General features: G+C 45.1%; 22 protein-coding genes. All 22 read left to right on the forward strand.

What is annotated here, in order from left to right; translation table 11 throughout:
• The 22 genes from alr (at position 1) to atpE (ending at position 16,645) form a co-directional block, all read left to right on the forward strand.
• A complete protein-coding gene (gene alr, locus JL57_RS06560) occupies positions 1–1,209 on the forward strand; it encodes an alanine racemase (protein WP_034141253.1) in 1,209 nt (402 codons plus the stop codon).
• A 127-nt stretch (positions 1,210–1,336) separates the two neighbouring features.
• Positions 1,337–1,699, forward strand: a complete 363-nt coding sequence (locus JL57_RS06565) for a response regulator (RefSeq protein WP_034141254.1) — start codon at positions 1,337–1,339, stop codon at positions 1,697–1,699.
• 107 nt (positions 1,700–1,806) lie between these two features.
• The gene (locus JL57_RS06570; RefSeq protein ID WP_034141255.1) at positions 1,807–2,490 is read left to right on the forward strand and encodes a hypothetical protein; all 684 of its coding nucleotides are present in this window, start codon (positions 1,807–1,809) and stop codon (positions 2,488–2,490) included.
• Positions 2,481–3,335, forward strand: a complete 855-nt coding sequence (locus JL57_RS06575) for a class II fructose-1,6-bisphosphate aldolase (RefSeq protein ID WP_034141256.1) — start codon at positions 2,481–2,483, stop codon at positions 3,333–3,335. Before JL57_RS06570 ends, JL57_RS06575 begins: the two co-directional genes overlap by 10 nt.
• Before the next feature lie 18 nt (positions 3,336–3,353).
• Positions 3,354–3,992: a fructose-6-phosphate aldolase gene (gene fsa / locus JL57_RS06580; RefSeq protein WP_034141257.1), complete on the forward strand. Its 639-nt coding sequence runs from the start codon at positions 3,354–3,356 to the stop codon at positions 3,990–3,992.
• Positions 3,993–4,287: 295 nt separating this feature from the next.
• The gene (gene glpX / locus JL57_RS06585; RefSeq protein ID WP_034141258.1) at positions 4,288–5,259 is read left to right on the forward strand and encodes a class II fructose-bisphosphatase; all 972 of its coding nucleotides are present in this window, start codon (positions 4,288–4,290) and stop codon (positions 5,257–5,259) included.
• Between the two features lie 133 nt (positions 5,260–5,392).
• Entirely contained in the window at positions 5,393–5,590 is a 198-nt protein-coding gene (gene rpmE / locus JL57_RS06590; protein WP_034141259.1) for a 50S ribosomal protein L31, read from the forward strand.
• Between the two features lie 212 nt (positions 5,591–5,802).
• Positions 5,803–6,873 (forward strand): peptide chain release factor 1, encoded by a 1,071-nt coding sequence (prfA, locus tag JL57_RS06595; protein WP_034141260.1) that lies wholly within the window; start codon positions 5,803–5,805, stop codon positions 6,871–6,873.
• Positions 6,874–6,993: 120 nt separating this feature from the next.
• Positions 6,994–7,839: a peptide chain release factor N(5)-glutamine methyltransferase gene (gene prmC, locus JL57_RS06600; RefSeq protein WP_034141261.1), complete on the forward strand. Its 846-nt coding sequence runs from the start codon at positions 6,994–6,996 to the stop codon at positions 7,837–7,839.
• Between the two features lie 5 nt (positions 7,840–7,844).
• Positions 7,845–8,891 carry an L-threonylcarbamoyladenylate synthase gene (locus tag JL57_RS06605; RefSeq protein ID WP_034141262.1) on the forward strand — a complete coding sequence of 349 codons (1,047 nt, stop codon included), beginning with the start codon at positions 7,845–7,847 and terminating at the stop codon, positions 8,889–8,891.
• 62 nt (positions 8,892–8,953) lie between these two features.
• On the forward strand, positions 8,954–9,538 hold the full coding sequence (locus JL57_RS06610; protein ID WP_034141263.1) for a manganese efflux pump: 585 nt from the start codon (positions 8,954–8,956) through the stop codon (positions 9,536–9,538).
• An 18-nt stretch (positions 9,539–9,556) separates the two neighbouring features.
• The gene (locus JL57_RS06615) at positions 9,557–10,003 is read left to right on the forward strand and encodes a low molecular weight protein arginine phosphatase (protein WP_034141264.1); all 447 of its coding nucleotides are present in this window, start codon (positions 9,557–9,559) and stop codon (positions 10,001–10,003) included.
• A gap of 136 nt (positions 10,004–10,139) precedes the next feature.
• Positions 10,140–10,589: a ribose 5-phosphate isomerase B gene (gene rpiB / locus JL57_RS06620; RefSeq protein WP_291299779.1), complete on the forward strand. Its 450-nt coding sequence runs from the start codon at positions 10,140–10,142 to the stop codon at positions 10,587–10,589.
• 26 nt (positions 10,590–10,615) lie between these two features.
• Positions 10,616–11,185: a TIGR01440 family protein gene (locus tag JL57_RS06625; RefSeq protein WP_034141266.1), complete on the forward strand. Its 570-nt coding sequence runs from the start codon at positions 10,616–10,618 to the stop codon at positions 11,183–11,185.
• A 21-nt stretch (positions 11,186–11,206) separates the two neighbouring features.
• A complete protein-coding gene (gene glyA, locus JL57_RS06630; RefSeq protein WP_034141267.1) occupies positions 11,207–12,463 on the forward strand; it encodes a serine hydroxymethyltransferase in 1,257 nt (418 codons plus the stop codon).
• 13 nt (positions 12,464–12,476) lie between these two features.
• The gene (upp, locus tag JL57_RS06635; RefSeq protein WP_034141326.1) at positions 12,477–13,106 is read left to right on the forward strand and encodes a uracil phosphoribosyltransferase; all 630 of its coding nucleotides are present in this window, start codon (positions 12,477–12,479) and stop codon (positions 13,104–13,106) included.
• Positions 13,106–13,570: a dCMP deaminase family protein gene (locus JL57_RS06640; RefSeq protein WP_034141327.1), complete on the forward strand. Its 465-nt coding sequence runs from the start codon at positions 13,106–13,108 to the stop codon at positions 13,568–13,570. The genes upp and JL57_RS06640 overlap by 1 nt, the downstream gene beginning before the upstream one ends.
• A 170-nt stretch (positions 13,571–13,740) precedes the next feature.
• A complete protein-coding gene (wecB, locus tag JL57_RS06645) occupies positions 13,741–14,874 on the forward strand; it encodes a non-hydrolyzing UDP-N-acetylglucosamine 2-epimerase (protein WP_291299780.1) in 1,134 nt (377 codons plus the stop codon).
• Positions 14,875–14,999: 125 nt separating this feature from the next.
• Positions 15,000–15,230, forward strand: coding sequence for an AtpZ/AtpI family protein (locus JL57_RS06650; protein WP_034141269.1), 231 nt, complete (start codon positions 15,000–15,002; stop codon positions 15,228–15,230).
• Positions 15,217–15,588, forward strand: coding sequence for a hypothetical protein (locus tag JL57_RS06655; RefSeq protein ID WP_034141270.1), 372 nt, complete (start codon positions 15,217–15,219; stop codon positions 15,586–15,588). Before JL57_RS06650 ends, JL57_RS06655 begins: the two co-directional genes overlap by 14 nt.
• Positions 15,581–16,321 carry a F0F1 ATP synthase subunit A gene (gene atpB / locus JL57_RS06660; RefSeq protein ID WP_034141271.1) on the forward strand — a complete coding sequence of 247 codons (741 nt, stop codon included), beginning with the start codon at positions 15,581–15,583 and terminating at the stop codon, positions 16,319–16,321. Before JL57_RS06655 ends, atpB begins: the two co-directional genes overlap by 8 nt.
• Positions 16,322–16,414: 93 nt before the next feature.
• Positions 16,415–16,645: a F0F1 ATP synthase subunit C gene (gene atpE / locus JL57_RS06665; RefSeq protein WP_034141272.1), complete on the forward strand. Its 231-nt coding sequence runs from the start codon at positions 16,415–16,417 to the stop codon at positions 16,643–16,645.
• Positions 16,646–16,756: the final 111 nt, after the last annotated feature.

A 16,756-nucleotide genomic window follows, 5' to 3' on the forward strand; every position in this document is an offset into this window, starting at 1 on the left:
ATGGCTGGGACCTGGATTGAAGTAGACCTGGATTCCTTAGTTGGAAATTATCAAGAAGTCATTAAGCATCTTCGTCCCGGCTCAAGGTGTATGGCAGTTGTAAAATCTGATGCTTATGGCTTGGGAGCGATTGAAGTTGCGCATTCCTTACAACGTGCTGGATGTGATGCGTTTGCGGTCACGAGAATAGAAGAAGGGCTAATCTTACGTGAGCACGGAATTGAGGGACTCATTCTAGTTTTGGGACCCACACTAAAGGAAGAATGGCCCATGGCTATCGCAGCAAAGTTACAGCTAACAATGACTGAACTAGCCTGGATTGCGGAGTTAAATGAAACGGGTTCGAAATTGGAATTGCAGCTTGATCAGCCAATCCAGGTACATCTGAAGGTAGAGACTGGAATGGGGAGAACTGGGTTCCGGTTCTCTGAACTTGAAGAACTTAGTATGGCCTTGTCCAAATCCAATCATATTCAGGTTGTGGGAGTATATACTCATTTTGCCAGGGCTGCCCAAAGGGATAAACGCTTTACTCTAGAGCAGTATGAACGCTTTAAGTCTTTCTCGGCCCGTTTAGAGGAACTAGGAATTCATCCTACTTGGAAGCACGTCTGTAACAGCGCTGCGTTTCTCGGCTATCCTGAATGGCATCATGATTTTGTGCGCATCGGGACTCTTTTGATCGGGCATTATCCAGGGCCAGGTTTTTCGGGAAAATTAACCTTGCGTGATCCCTGGCTTGCTAAAAGCCGGATTGTTCATCTGCGCAAAGTCCCTAACGGAACGTATGTAGGATATCAAAGTATTTATCGGACGAAGAAAGCTACACAGCTGGCAGTGATCCCTGTGGGATATGCAGATGGATTTGGGGTAGCGCCACATTTTGTTCCCCAAGGCTGGATAGATTTTTTTAAAATTATTATCAAGAATTTTGTAGCCTTGTTTGGTATTTCTCTCGGTCAGGAAAGGGTAGAACTCCAAGGTCGGACGGTTCAGGTTGCTGGAAAAATCGGAATGCAGCTTACGGTGATTGATGTGGGGATGCAGGAATGCTCTTTGGGGGATGATGTGAGGATTCCACTGCGTAGAACCGTAGCAAATCCACGTATCCTTAGGAAATACAGACAAGATGGACAAATATTGTCAGAGAGATTTTTAGAAGAAGGAATTTCACTAGAACATAAAGAATATTCATTTCTTAGAGAATAAGAAACTTGCGTTATCATAAGTTTGGTTAGAGCTTATCTAAAACCAGTTTGTTATTCGATATTCGAATGATGAACTACGAACCAGGATTCAGACTAGAGGAGAGACTTGAGGAATAGGGGGTTATGGGGTGGCAAAAGTTCTTATCGTAGACGACCAATTGGGTGTGCGTCGTCTACTCTTTGAGACCTTCAGGGAAGATCAACATGAGGTTGAAATGGCTGCGAATGGTACGGATGCTGTTCAGTTACTTAAGACCTTTAAGCCTGACCTCATCTTAATGGACATGAAAATGCCAGGAATGAACGGGCTAGAAACATTAGGAAAAATTCGTGCAATAGACCGTCAAGTTGGCGTGATTATGATGACCGCCTACGGTGATGCACAGAATATGGAACAAGCTAAGGATCTGGGGATTCTCTATTATATGAGTAAACCCTTTGATTTATTTGACCTTAGAAAACGGGTGAAGGAAATATTACAAACCTCGTAGCTTTACGACAATAGTTTCGCCGCTTACTACTTGCTTTTTTTGTTAATCAAAAGGCAGGAAATTCTTTATGCATGACGAAGTATATGCAGTAGGAAGAGGTGGGAATTATGATTCTAACAACAAACTCAACAATTGCTATGCAGTGTTCCCAATGTGGAGAGCTAGAATTTCATGCCCTCTCTCTCTTTGCATTTTCTCGACCAGGACGTAAGAATCTGCATTGCAGTTGTGGTTTTCAGTCTATGTCGGTAACCAGCCGTAACAGTCAGCAGTTCAATATTGCTTATGATTGTGCTTACTGTGGGGAGACCCATTATTTAAGATTAAACCGACATGCCATTTGGGGGAGAGATGCTTTGCCGCTCACTTGCCCCGACGTAGGCGCTTCGGTCGGATATATAGGGCCAAAGCAGAAGGTTAACCATGCTTGTCATGAACGTGAAAAATCCATGGAATTGGCAGTAGAGTTAGGTTATGAGGAAGAGTTTGAAAATCCGGAAGTGATGCTTTGGATTTTAGATCATCTTCATCGTCTCGCAAAGCAAGGAGATTTAGGGTGTGCCTGTGGAAACCATCAGTTAACCTTTGAATTGTTGCCGGACCGCATCGAGCTTTATTGTGAATGCTGTGAAGCGGTAGGAGTGGTCTATGCAGACAGCTCAGATAATGTTCGTCAATTTGAAGGTATAAATTCCTTGTATTTGAAGGAGAATAAAACTTGGCTTATTAATAGTCCACTACGAGGGCAACATATATCAAGAAAAATTGAGGAGGAAAAAAAATGGCGTTAGTATCGATGATTGAATTATTAGACAGGGCGCAAAAAGAACGTTATGCAGTAGGGGCATTTAATTGCAACAATATGGAGATTGTCCAGGCTATCGTGGCTGCTGCTGAGGCTGAAAAGGCTCCCGTTATTATTCAAGCTAGTCAAGGCGCGATTAAATATGCGGGAATTGAATATATTACCGCGTTGACAAAACTGGCGGCAGAAAAGGCCAGCGTACCTATAGCTCTGCATCTTGATCATGGAACTAGTTTCGCACAGGTTATGCAGTGTGCGCGAAACGGATTTTCTTCCGTGATGATCGATGGTTCCAAACTTGCGTTAGAAGACAACATTGCTTTGACCAACAAAGTCATTGAGGCAGTTCGACTTTTAGGGGTTTCCGTAGAGGCTGAATTGGGCAAAATAGGTGGAACGGAAGATGATATTACCGTAGACGAGCGAGAGGCGTTGTTTACGGATCCGGCTGAAGCAGAGTACTTTGTTCAAGCGACAAAGGTAGATGCCTTAGCAATAGCTATCGGGACAGCTCATGGTCAATATAAAGGGATTCCGAAACTCGACTTTGAACGGCTAACGAAAATTCGAGAACGAGTTTCCACGCCGCTTGTATTGCATGGTTCCTCCGGAGTTCCAGATGAGGCACTGATCGAAGCGATTTCACGGGGTGTCTGCAAAGTAAACATTGACACAAATATCCGCGAAGCGTTTGTATGGGCTGCTCGCCAAGTGCTTGAAGGGGACGCCCAAGAAATTGACCCGCGCAAAATGTTGGGTCCTGCTCGAGAAGCTGCAACCAAAATAATCCGCGAGAAAATCCGGATTTTTGGAAGCAACGGGAAAGCATAAAAGAAAGAAGGCAATAGAATGCAGTTTTTTTTAGACTCCGCAAATATCGGAGAAATAAAGCAAGCTTGGGATATGGGAGTTATCGCAGGCCTAACGACAAACCCCAGTTTAGTTGCTAAAGAAGGACAGGACTTCCACGAGCTTCTAAACACGATCATTGGGATTGTCGACGGCCCGATCAGTGCAGAAGTAATAGCCCTTGATCATGAAGGGATGTTACAGGAAGCACATGTTTTAGCGGGGATTCACCCAAACATTGTGATTAAGGTTCCGATGACGGAAGATGGTCTTAAAACTGTTAAAGTATTATCGTCTGAGCAAATCAAAACGAATGTCACACTCGTATTTACAGCGAATCAAGCGTTACTAGCAGCACGGGCAGGTGCAACCTATGTAAGTCCTTTTCTAGGGCGACTAGACGACATCGGTGAAAATGGACTCAACTTGTTGGCTGATATATGTGATATTTACCAAGTACATGGTATCGAAACAAAAACTATTGCGGCTAGTATTCGGAACCCAGTCCATGTAACGGAATCCGCCAAAATCGGAGCTGATTTTGCAACGATTCCCTTTGGAGTTTTAAGACAGCTATTTCGTCATCCTTTAACTGAAGCTGGGATCGAAAAGTTTTTAGCAGACTGGAATAAACGATAGATAACTATACTATTTGATTAATACTGCTAGTAAGGTTAAGGTTATAAACGACCTCAAACATTGGCATCTGCTTGTCTGAAACCAGATAGATAGATGCCAATGTTTCTATCTATCTCAAGAGGAATCGAGACCATTAAGGTGTTGAAAACTCTTTTAAAGTATGTCACAATAAGAGTATAGGCGATCAATGTGATAACATAATTAAGGATTACTTACATAGAAGTAACTCGTTTGTTTAAGTCAGCTAAGTAGAAATAAGGGTAATACTATGGGTTAATTTAAGGAGGAGTCGAAAATGGAAAGAGAACTAACAATGGAATTTGCTAGAGTGACAGAGGCTGCGGCGCTAGCTTCGGCACGTTGGGTAGGGTTAGGGGATAAGATAGCCGCTGATAATGCTGCTGTTGAAGCGATGCGGGCAGTTTTTAACACAATTCACATGGATGGTACAGTGGTGATCGGCGAAGGGGAAATGGATGAGGCCCCGATGCTCTACATTGGGGAACGTGTCGGAAATGGAGACAGTCCGGAATTGGATGTTGCAGTTGATCCTCTAGAGGGCACCAATAGTTGTGCGAAAGGAGTGGCAGGGGCGATTGCTGTTGTAGCGATTGCCAAGAGGGGCTGCTTACTCCACGCTCCAGATATGTATATGGATAAGATTGCGGTAGGTCCTGCTGCTGTTGGGAAGATAAGTTTAGATGCCACAGTGCGTGAAAACGTCTCGAATGTAGCTAAAGCGTTAGGGAAAGATATGAAAGACATAACGGTCGTCATTTTGGATCGCCCACGTCATCAGAAATTGATTCAAGATGTGCGTGATTGCGGAGCGCGGGTGCGGCTTATTACCGATGGGGATGTTTCTCCGGCTGTGGCCTGTGCATTTGAAGATACGGGTGTCGATATGATGATGGGGGTTGGCGGAGCGCCTGAAGGGGTCCTAGCAGCTGCGGCCTTGCGTTGTATGGGCGGGGAAATGCAAGGCCGCCTGTGGCCGGAAAACGAAGAAGACGTCGCTCGAGCTAAAGCCTTAGGGATTGAGGACGTCCAAAAATTATTAACGATGGATGACTTGGTGAGTACTGATGATGTCTTTTTTGCAGCGACTGGGATTACAGAAGGCCCTTTACTACGCGCTGTAACCTATACCTCTAAAGGTGCATTGACTCACACTGTTGTCATTCGAGGAAAAACGGGGACAGTTCGCTTTATTGAAGCACGTCACTGCTTTGACAAGAAGCCTGATTATGCTATGAAGGGCTGTTAAATAGGCCGCTAACAAGATCCTTGACCAGCGGATACTATTTGTGCTAGAATAGTAAGAGTTGACTGGAATTTTGTCATGAGCAGGCGTGGTCAAGAAAGCCGCGCCTTGATCTAAACGGGAAAGAGGTGAAGACATGAAAGAAAAAATTCACCCGAAATACGAACAAACCACGGTGACATGTGCTTGCGGAGAAGTCATTCCAACAGGCAGCACAAGAATGAACATAAAAGTGGAAATCTGTTCGAAGTGCCATCCCTTCTATACCGGGATACAGCGGTTTGTCGATGCAGGCGGACGGGTTGATCGGTTTAAAAAGAAATACGGGATGTAAACAACGGCCTGCGGTCGTTGCTGGTGGAAAAGCAGAGCGCAAGCTCTGCTTTTTGCGTAAATGTTTGAAGTGAGGTTCGAGGCGCAATGTTTGATATGCGATATACGATATTTGACCTTTGACCTTCGAGTATCGAACCTCGCGCCTCGAACTTTGATATAATGGATATTAGATTCAGATTAAAGAACTTACGTAATTTTTGAGGTGTAAAAATGTTAGAAAAACTTTATGAGATTGAACGAAAATATGATGAATTGACGGAACTTCTGAGTGATCCGGAGATTATAAAGAATCAGAGTGAGTGGCAAAAATATGCTAAGGCACAGGCCGGCATGACAAATCTCGTCACAGCCTTTAGGGAATACCAAGGAGTAAAGCGTGAGCTTGAGGAAACGGAAACTATTCTTCAAGAAAAATTAGACTCTGAAATGCGAGAAATGGCGGAGCAAGAGAGAGGTCAATTGCAGAGCCAAATACAGGAACTAGAAGAACAGATCCGTGTCCTACTTTTACCCAAAGATCCCTTAGATGAGAAGAACGTCATCATGGAAATTAGAGCAGGCGCAGGAGGGGATGAAGCATCCTTGTTTGCCGGAGATCTCTATAGAATGTATACTCGATATGCAGAAGCTCAGGGCTGGAAAACGGAAGTTCTAAGTGCCAGCTATTCAGATGCGGGTGGTTATAAGGAAATCATTGTGCTTATGGAAGGGCATGGTGCCTATAGCAAATTAAAGTTTGAGAGTGGTGTGCACCGCGTTCAACGGATCCCTGCAACGGAGTCGCAAGGCAGGATTCATACCTCTACGGCGACGGTTGCAGTTCTTCCCGAAGCAGAAGAAGTGGAAGTATCCATTAATCCCAATGACCTGCGCATCGATGTCTATTGTTCTAGTGGACCGGGTGGACAGTGCGTGAATACCACCCAATCAGCGGTACGAGTTACCCATCTACCGACAGGGATTATTGCCTCTTGCCAAGATGAAAAATCCCAACTTAAGAATAAAGAGAAAGCGTTACGCGTCTTACGGGCTAGAATACTAGAGAAAGCTCAAGAAGAGGCGAGCGGTGAACAGGCTTCTGAACGCCGAAGCCAAGTAGGCACAGGAGATCGGAGCGAGCGGATCAGAACGTTTAACTTCCCACAAGGACGGGTTACAGACCATCGCATAGGCCTTACCTTACATCGCTTGGAGACAATCTTAACAGGTGATCTGGATGAAATTATCCAAGCCTTGAATTCGTCGGATCAAGCTGAACGACTTAAGGCTGAGATTCAGTAATGGAAAACTTGCTTTAGATCAAAATCTTATGTCATCTAAAGTAAGCGGAACTTATCTAAGGACTTAATGAACGAACCTCGAACTTCGAATCTCGAACTTCGAGTATGGGGGCTTTTGCTGGTGAAGGTAATTGACAGTCTGCGTTGGGGCGAAGCGCGGCTCACAGAAAAAGGGATTACAAATGCTCGCTTTGATGCAGACATGTTGTTGGCCTGGGTTTTAAATGTTTCCCGACCCCAACTCTATCTGGACGGGGACCGAAATTTGTCTGAGTTAGAGGAGGCAGATTTTCGGGGGGGTATTATCCGTCGCGCCGGGAACGAACCTCTCCAGTACATCTTAAAGCGGCAGGAGTTTATGGGGCTTTCTTTCTACGTCGATGAACGGGTTCTAATCCCGCGTGCGGACAGTGAGATTTTAGTCGAGAAGTGGCTCGAGGTTGTAAGACAGGAAGAAGACGAGCGGCAAGAAAGAAAGATCAAGGTTGCGGATCTTTGTACTGGAAGCGGGGCTCTTGCTATTTCGATGGCGCATTATTATCCTAAAGCAGAAGTGGTTGGAACTGATCTTTCGTCTGACGCACTGGAAGTGGCGCGACAGAATTCTCAGAGTTTGGGTGTCTCGGTGCAATGGCGTCAGGGGGACTTTTTGGAACCTATTTTGGGTCAACTTTGGGATTATATTATTACGAATCCTCCCTATGTTTCTAAGGAGGAGTATAAGCAGTGTGATCCGGAGATTTTCAGAGAACCATCCATGGCCTTTTTAGGAGGACAAGATGGTTTAGATTATTATCGCCGTCTGGCAGAAAATGTGCGATCTATACTAAATCCTCAGGGGATGCTGCTAATGGAAATTGGTTGTGATCAAGCGGAGGCGGTTTGTAGGCTTTTCCAGATGAGGGGTTTTGAAACACAGGTTTTCCCGGATCTGGCAGGGAGAGACCGGGTGATCATAGCGAGGTGACAAAGATGCTAACAAAACGGAGTTATATAGATAGAATCCACCCAGAAGTCGAATTGTTAAGAGAAGGGTCAGAATGGCTGCGTTCGGGAGAACTGGTAGCTTTTCCTACTGAAACGGTCTATGGGTTAGGGGCCAGTGCGCTGGATGCCCTAGCCTGCGAAAAGATTTTCTGGGTAAAAGGACGGCCACAAGATAACCCTTTGATTGTGCATGTTAGCAATCGTGCTATGGCAAACAAGCTGGTTGAAAGATGGACCCCAGAAGCTGAACTATGCGTTCAACATTTTTGGCCGGGTCCACTAACTTTAGTTTTGCCCAAAACCGCTTTGGTTCCCGATGTTGTCACTGCTGGGTTAGCGAACGTAGCGGTCCGTATGCCCAGTCACCCGGTAGCCCTTGGCCTAATCGAAGAAACCGGCCTTCCCATTGCTGCGCCAAGCGCTAACCTTTCAGGCAAGCCTAGTCCGACGAGCGGCAGCCATGTCTGGCGCGATATGAAAGGCAAAATACCGCTGATTCTAGACGCTGGGGCCTGTCAAGTAGGGGTTGAATCAACGGTCCTCGATGTCACTGGAGGGGTACCCACCATCCTACGCCCAGGTGGTATTTCCAAGGAAATGTTGGAAGAGATCTTAGGTGAGGTTCGAATGAATACTCTGACGGATAATCGGGTTCCTAAAGCACCGGGTATGAAATATAGGCACTATGCTCCCCAAGGAGATATGATTGTAATGGTCGGCCTTCAAGAGCGTGTCATACAGCGGATGGGGCAAGAAATTCAAAAAGGACATGCTCGCTTAAAAAAAGTAGGAGTTCTTTGCACGCTTGAAAGTGCACCCTTTTTACATAGCCGTTTACCGGATCTTTTGTTTGTGTTGGGATCTAAGCATCGATCGGAAGAAGTTGCCAGTAACTTGTTTGAGGGATTAAGATTATGCGATGAAAGAGGAGTGGACATAATCTTAGCTGAAGGAATCGAAGAGGGAGGCCTTGGAGCGGCTATTATGAACCGCTTACAAAAAGCATCAGGCCATCGGATTGAATATATCTAAACATCATTCATCTAATAAAACCCTTTCCCTTGCATATACATAGAGGGAACGGAGGGAAGGGTATGAATTTAACGTGGGTTGTGGCAGTAGCAATTGCCTTGGGAGCAGACGCGTTTTCATTGTCTCTAGCGATTGGGCTGGCGGGAATTCGGAAGCGTATGATCGTCCACTTGTCGTTAGTGGTCGCTTTTTTCCATGTCTTCATGCCTCTTTGTGGGATGATCCTTGGCCAAGCGTTAGGAACTATTCTTGGTCGTTATGCAAATCTGATGGGCGCATTAGTCCTGATTGGATTGGGCGGGAGAATGATTTATAAGGTTTACCGTCCGAGCGAGGAGCATTTTTCATTTGGGGAAGCCAGGAAGGTTCTTTTTCATACCAAGTTATCCAGCAACAGTTCTTTAAGTGGATGGGGTATCTATGTATTGGCTGCTAGTGTAAGTTTAGATGCCCTTAGTGTTGGGGTTTCGTTAGGAACAATTAGAACGGACATTTATATAACCGTTATAATAATGGGTTTGATTGCGGGGTTAATGACTGGAATTGGCTTAGTTTTGGGACGAATGATAGGAACACGCCTAGGAGATAAGGCGGAATTGCTCGGCGGGTTGGCATTATTGCTGATCGGAGTTAAATTGTTCTTCTAAGGGAGTGGGGATGGTCTGATGGGTTTTAAACTTTTATTTATTTGTACAGGAAATACCTGCAGAAGCCCAATGGCTGAGGGATTAGCACGAGATATGTTTGGGGACATGGTTCAAATAAGTTCGGCAGGAATGTCAGCCTGGGAAGGGGAAGAAATCAATGCCCATGCCCTAGAGATTCTTAAAGAACAGAACCAAGACCTTTCACAGCACCGCGCAAGACGAATTACTGAGGAGCTAATGGCGGATGCAGACTGGGTTATTCCAATGACCCAAGCCCAAGAGGAAAGTTTAAAGCGTCTTTTTCCTCAATATGAGACTAAGACCCGGTGCTTAGGTAATTGGGGAGATTCCCAAAAGGATATTTTGGATCCTTGGATGGGCTCTCTTAATGTTTATCGTCAGACGGCAAAGGAAATTAGTGAATTACTGAGTGAACTAAAAGAGAAGTTGAGGTTAGAGGGCTAGATTCCCCAGAAAATAGCATAAGTTTGTCGAAAAATGTCTACACTAGCGGCGTAATACGTCGCTTTATTCTGTGATATTGCAGGAATTTTGCAACTATATGTAGAAATGGAAAATAGGACAAGGAGGGGGAATGAGTGTGAGAGTTGCGCTGGGAGCAGATCACGGCGGTTACGAACTTAAGGAAGCCATAAGCAAGCATTTGAAAAATCAGGGATTAGAAGTACACGATTTTGGAACCTACTCGACCGAATCCGTAGATTATCCAAAGTATGGGTGTGCAGTAGGCTATGCTATCACAAAAGGGGAGGCAGACCTAGGGATTTTAATCTGCGGCACGGGGCAGGGGATTTCTATGGCCGCCAATAAAATTCCAGGAATTCGTTCAGCTGTCTGCTCAGAGACATTTTCCGCTCGAATGGTTAGAGAACATAATAATGCCAATATCTTAGCAATGGGTGCCAGAGTAATCGGCGTCGGACTCGCCCTGGACATTGTGGATATTTTTTTGAAAACAGAGTTTTCTGGCGGCAGACATGCTAACCGAGTGGATTTAATTTGTGACATTGAACGGGGAGAGATAATCTGACGGCCTACGGGGAGGAATCTTTTCACATGGATAATTTCGTTGCTGGTTTGTCTGAAGAATTAGCTAAAGTATGGGAAAGCATACTGGATGCCTTTTTCCAAAAAGCAAATTTGCGTTCACAGCAAATTCTTGTTATAGGGTGTAGCACGAGTGAAGTAATGGGTCACCGAATTGGACAGGGAAGCAGTTTGGAAATTGCTGAAGTATTGCTTCCCCCTTTGCTGGAACGAGTTAACCAGCAGGGGATTTTTCTAGCGGTTCAGGGATGTGAACATCTAAATCGGGCCTTAGTCGTAGAAGAAGCCTGCGTAAATCATTATGGGTTAGAAGAGGTAACAGTGCTTCCCTCCCTGCATGCTGGAGGAGCAATGACAGTCAAAGCTTGGGAAAAATTTTTGTCTCCGGTTATGATCGAACGAATCCAGGGGCATGCTGGAATTGATGTAGGAGATACATTTATAGGCATGCACTTACGACCCGTGGTAATACCCATTCGCATACACGTAAAAGAACTAGGCCAAGCGCATTTGACCCTAGCACGCACCCGCCCCCGCCTCATCGGCGGACCACGGGCGGTATATGATGAAAGCAAATAATAATAGTAGGAGTGAATAAAAATGGATTATATTCATCAGTGGCTGGAATCTCAAGACCCCGAGGTTGCAGAAGTAATTTCGCAAGAAGAGAAACGTCAAACCAATACTATCGAGTTAATAGCCTCCGAAAACTTCGTTAGCCGGGCAGTGATGGCAACCCAAGGATCTGTTCTAACGAACAAGTATGCCGAAGGATATCCAGGAAAACGGTATTATGGTGGATGTGAGTATGTTGATGTTGTCGAAAACTTAGCTCGTGAACGCGTTAAGAAAATTTTTGGTGCTGAACATGCTAATGTACAGCCGCATTCTGGATCCCAGGCCAATATGGCAGTCTATTTCGCCTATTTGAAACCAGGAGATACGGTCCTCGGCATGAACTTATCTCATGGTGGACACTTAACCCATGGTAGTCCGGTCAATATTTCAGGAGTATATTTTAATTTTGTTCCTTACGGAGTCGACCCAGAAACAGAGCGAATTGATTATGATGAGGTTCGAAAATTAGCTCATGAACACAAACCGAAGATGATTGTTGCTGGAGCAAGTGCCTATCCTAGAATCATAGACTTTGGCGTAATGCGTGAAATTGCGGATGAAGTGGGAGCCTATTTAATGGTGGATATGGCGCACTTTGCTGGGCTTGTGGCTGCAGGATTACATCCATCACCCGTGCCCTATGCTGATTTTGTGACTTCCACTACCCATAAGACGTTGAGAGGGCCGCGTGGTGGCTTAATTCTCTGTAAAGCTGAGTATGCCCAAGCTATTGATAAGGCAATTTTTCCAGGCATTCAGGGTGGGCCGTTGATGCATGTCATTGCGGCTAAAGCGGTGGCTTTTGGGGAAGCTCTTCAGCCAGAATTCAAAACCTACCAAAAGAGTATTATAGATAATGCGAACGCATTGGCTCAAGCCTTAACAGATCGAGGATTCCGCCTTGTTTCCGGAGGAACAGATAACCATGTGATGCTCGTTGATGTACGGACCAAACAGTTAACAGGTAAGGAAGCAGAAAATATCCTTCATGAAGTAGGTATTACTGTAAACAAAAACACGATTCCTTTTGACACCGCGAGTCCTTTTGTCACTAGTGGAATTCGGCTTGGAACCCCTGCGGTCACAACGCGCGGTATGAATACGGACGCGATGGTGCGGATAGCAGAAGCCATGGACCTTGCCTTGACCTCCCACCATGAACCTGATAAACTGAAAAAAGCACGGGAAATCGTCAGTTCTCTATGCGCTGAGTTTCCCTTATATACTAATTTAGATTAGGAGAGCCGAAATGATGGCGAAGCTTCAAGTACTTGATCATCCTCTGATTCAACATAAACTGTCCCTTATTCGTGACGAGAAAACAGGTTCGAAGGAATTTAGAGAACTGGTAGAGGAAGTCGCGATGTTAATGGCCTATGAGGTTACCCGTGATTTCCCACTTCAGGAAATAGAGGTAAAGACACCTGTCTCAATCGCAAAAAGCAAAGTGCTGGCTGGTCGAAAAGTAGGATTGGTTCCAATCCTGCGTGCCGGGTTAGGGATGGTCGATGGAATGCTCCGTTTAATTCCTGCTGCAAAGGTTGGGCATGTCGGTCTTTATCGAGATCCTGAGACTCTAATGCCTGTGGAATACTATTGCAAGTTACCACCTGACATCGCAGAACGCGATCTTATCGTGATTGATCCTATGTTGGCAACGGGTGGCTCAGCGGCTGCAGCAATCACGTTTTTAAAAGATCGTGGCGCAAAGAATATAAAATTAATGTGCCTGATCGCAGCTCCAGAAGGAATTCGTGCCGTGCAAAATGCCCATGCAGATGTAGATATTTTTGTCGCAGCTGTGGATGAACGGTTGAATGACCATGGCTATATTGTTCCGGGTCTCGGGGATGCAGGGGACCGGCTATTTGGCACGAAATGATGGCACAAGAAAAGCGACCTAGCTGGGATAGTTATTTTATGCAGATGGCCTTAGTGGTAGCTGGGCGCTCAACTTGCTTGCGCCGCCAAGTAGGGGCTGTCATGGTAAAGGATAAGCAAATTTTAAGTACAGGTTATAATGGGAGTCCTTCGGGACTCCAACATTGTGATGAAGTCGGTTGTTTACGGCAGAGCTTAGGCGTTCCTTCGGGGGAGCGCCATGAGATCTGCCGTGCTGTGCATGCCGAGCAAAATGCTTTGGTACAAGCAGCAAAGCATGGGGTCGCTATTACTGGAGCAGATCTCTATACCACTCATCAGCCTTGCGTGCTGTGCACAAAATTATTAATTAATGCAGGGATAAAGCGAGTGATCTATACGCATTCTTATCCAGATCAGCTTGCAGTCAAAATGGCCGAAGAAGCAGGACTGAAATTGGTTCAATATGGGGAAGATATTCTATAGAGTAGTATGACGTTCTTTTCTACACACACTTTTTATACCACATGAGATAAGTTTTCTAGGAGTTCTACTCCATCTAAAGTCTTGTTGAACTTTCCTGAGGGCTAAGGCCGGCTAGTCAAGGCGTTTAGCCATCGGATATTAGATTGACTTTAAGCGAAGGGAGCATAAGAGTGATTAAGCGGAAAAAAGTGATGGTTGTGTTTGGAACACGTCCCGAAGCCATAAAAATGGCCCCAGTGATCCAGGCGCTTCGGCAGAAGGATAAAATTATCTGTCGGGTTATTGTGACTGCTCAGCACCGTGAGATGTTAGATCAGGTTCTTCAATTATTTAAGATCGTCCCTGATTTTGATCTGGACCTCATGAGGCAGGGGCAAACATTAACAGAAATCACAACCCGAGCTCTTATTGGTCTTAAAGAGGTTTTTGAGCGGGAACTCCCAGATCTGGTGCTGGTACATGGAGACACAACCACTACTTTTGTGGCGGCCCTTGCTGCTTTTTATGCACAGATCCCAGTAGGTCATGTTGAAGCCGGTCTACGGACAGGAAATAAGTATTCACCGTTTCCAGAGGAGATGAATCGAAAACTAGCAAGCGTTCTGGCAGATTACCATTTCGCCCCTACAAAAACAGCAGAAAAAAATCTTCTACTCGAAGGAATAGCACCTGAAAAGGTCTTTGTAACCGGAAATACTGTTATTGACGCTTTGCTAGCGACTGTAAAACCGAAGTACAATTTTCTTGACCCTACCATTGAAGTGCTGCTGAAACGGGAAAAAACTCGAATCATTCTCGTTACAACCCATCGCCGGGAAAATCTCGGTGAACCAATGCGTCAGATTTATCAGGCTTTGCGGAACACACTGGATTCATATCCGGATACACACGTGCTTTTTCCTGTCCATAAAAACCCCTTAGTGCGGAAAGTGGTCACTGAGGTATTGGGGTCTCATCCACGAGTCAATCTTGTAGAGCCGATGGATTATGAGCCCTTTGTAAACCTGATGGCACGATCGAACTTAATTTTAACAGACTCGGGAGGAATTCAAGAAGAGGCCCCGTCGCTGGGTATCCCCGTACTTGTGGTCCGTGACACAACAGAACGACCTGAAGCAGTGGAAGCGGGGACGGTATCCCTCGTGGGTACGGAGTACGAAAGTGTCAATTTAGAGCTGAAGCGTCTTCTGAGTGACCAAGCAGCCTATCAGAGGATGGCAATGGCGAGTAATCCCTATGGCGACGGTTGTGCAGCAAGCCGAATTGCCAAAATTATTGGAGACCATGGAGGAGGGTGGACATAAAATTCTTCAATGCTGTAAAAAAAAGCACAAAGTATTACCAAAGTGTGCTAATATATAAAATATAGCGTGAATTGTAAAAATGTGTAACGCTTGGTTTACATATATAAGTTAGGATCGAAGTGAATATGGCTAAAAACCCAAAAACGTGGCAGAAAGCGGTTGCAGTGGGCTCAAATATATCAACGTCCCTGGCTGGTTTGGTACTTGGAGGATTTTTCCTAGGTCGTTATCTAGATACCCGCTGGGGGACTGAGCCGTGGTTAATGATCCTATTAATGTTGTTAGGACTTGGACTCGGAGGGAGCTACCTGGTTGTCATTTTAAAAAGGTTTGGAGCATCAGATGATAAAGAGTAGCTTTATAGCATTATTTAGTGGTACCGCTAGCGTGTTGCTTGTGATAGCCGTAACAGGTCAGCAGTCTTTTCTAGGCAGCCTGCTGGGATATTGGGTTGGATTCGGCTATACTTTATGGTTTCATCATGAAACATTACGCATCTCAGACTTAGAAATCCGTATAGCACTTAGGCGGATGCGCAGCAATCTAATCGCTCGCTTAGGGATGGTTACTCTGGTTGTTGTAGCCGTTGCTCGTTTTCAGAGGGACTGGCTTTTCAGCCTAGCAATAGGGATTGTTACAGGGGTGACAATATCCTTTATCATTGTGGCAATAAATAAAATTAATGAAGAAAGGGGTGATAAAAGAAGTGCATGAAACAGTTTTGTGGCATTTGGGTAGTATGACCTTTCATGGAAAAACTCTGATCATGACTTGGATTGCGATGGCCCTTGTAATTTTGTTCTGTTATCTGGGGGTTCGCAATTTAACCAGTGGTAAACCTGGTAAAATGCAAAACGTCTTGGAATATATTGTAGATTTTGTTCGTAGCATTATATCTGACAATATGGACTATGAAAAGGGTCGTCCGTTGCTAAGCTATTTGGTGACGTTGTTCATGTTTGTTTTCTTTTCCAATATGCTTGGCCTTATTCCCAACTTCACGTTCGGTCTATTACACAATGTTCATTTTGCCCAGTTAGGTCATATTTTTGATAGTCCATCCATGATGTCGCCTACCGCAGATATCAACACTACAATGGCTTTAGCTTTGTTAACCATTTTCTTAGTTGTCTTTTTAGGTATTAAGACTAAAGGTGCAGGTTATTTCCATCACTTTTTGGAGCCACATCCAGTATTCGCGATCATTCATGCGATTGACTTACTATCCAAGCCGATGACACTGGCCTTCCGTCTTTTCGGGAACATCTTTGCTGGTGAAATTCTACTTGGAGTTATACTAATGCTTCCTGGTATCTGGGTTCTGCCTGGGATTTTGCCAACCACAATTTGGCTGGCCTTTAGTATTTTCGTGGGAGCCATTCAATCTTATGTGTTTGTAGTACTGACTACAGCCTACGTATCGCAGGCTGTCACAGAATCCCATTAAGCACTGCGCTCCGAGTTAGATTTCAGTGATGCTTGACACTCACTGAGGGAATAATACTTATTAATTTTTGGAAACAAGAAAGGAGGAAATCCCATGGACGTATCTGCTGCTGCTGCACTTGGTGCAGGGATCGCTGCTGGATTAGCAGCTCTTGGTGCATCAATTGGTAATGGTAATGTTATTAGTAAAACGGTTGAGGGCATTGCTCGCCAGCCAGAGGCTAAATCAACATTACAAGCTACGATGTTTATTGGTGTCGGTTTGATCGAGGCTTTGCCGCTCCTTACCTGGGTTGTTGCCCTGTTGCTCATGTTCACAAAGTAAGTTCGTGCGCTGGGCTTAGGAATAAGGCCCAACTTAATTCAAGGGGGAACGAGAGTTCCCCCTTGAAAAAAATCATCCCGACGTCAACAGACTCGAGAGGGGGGTAGACCA

The sequence above is a fragment of the Desulfosporosinus sp. BICA1-9 genome (assembly GCF_000802135.1).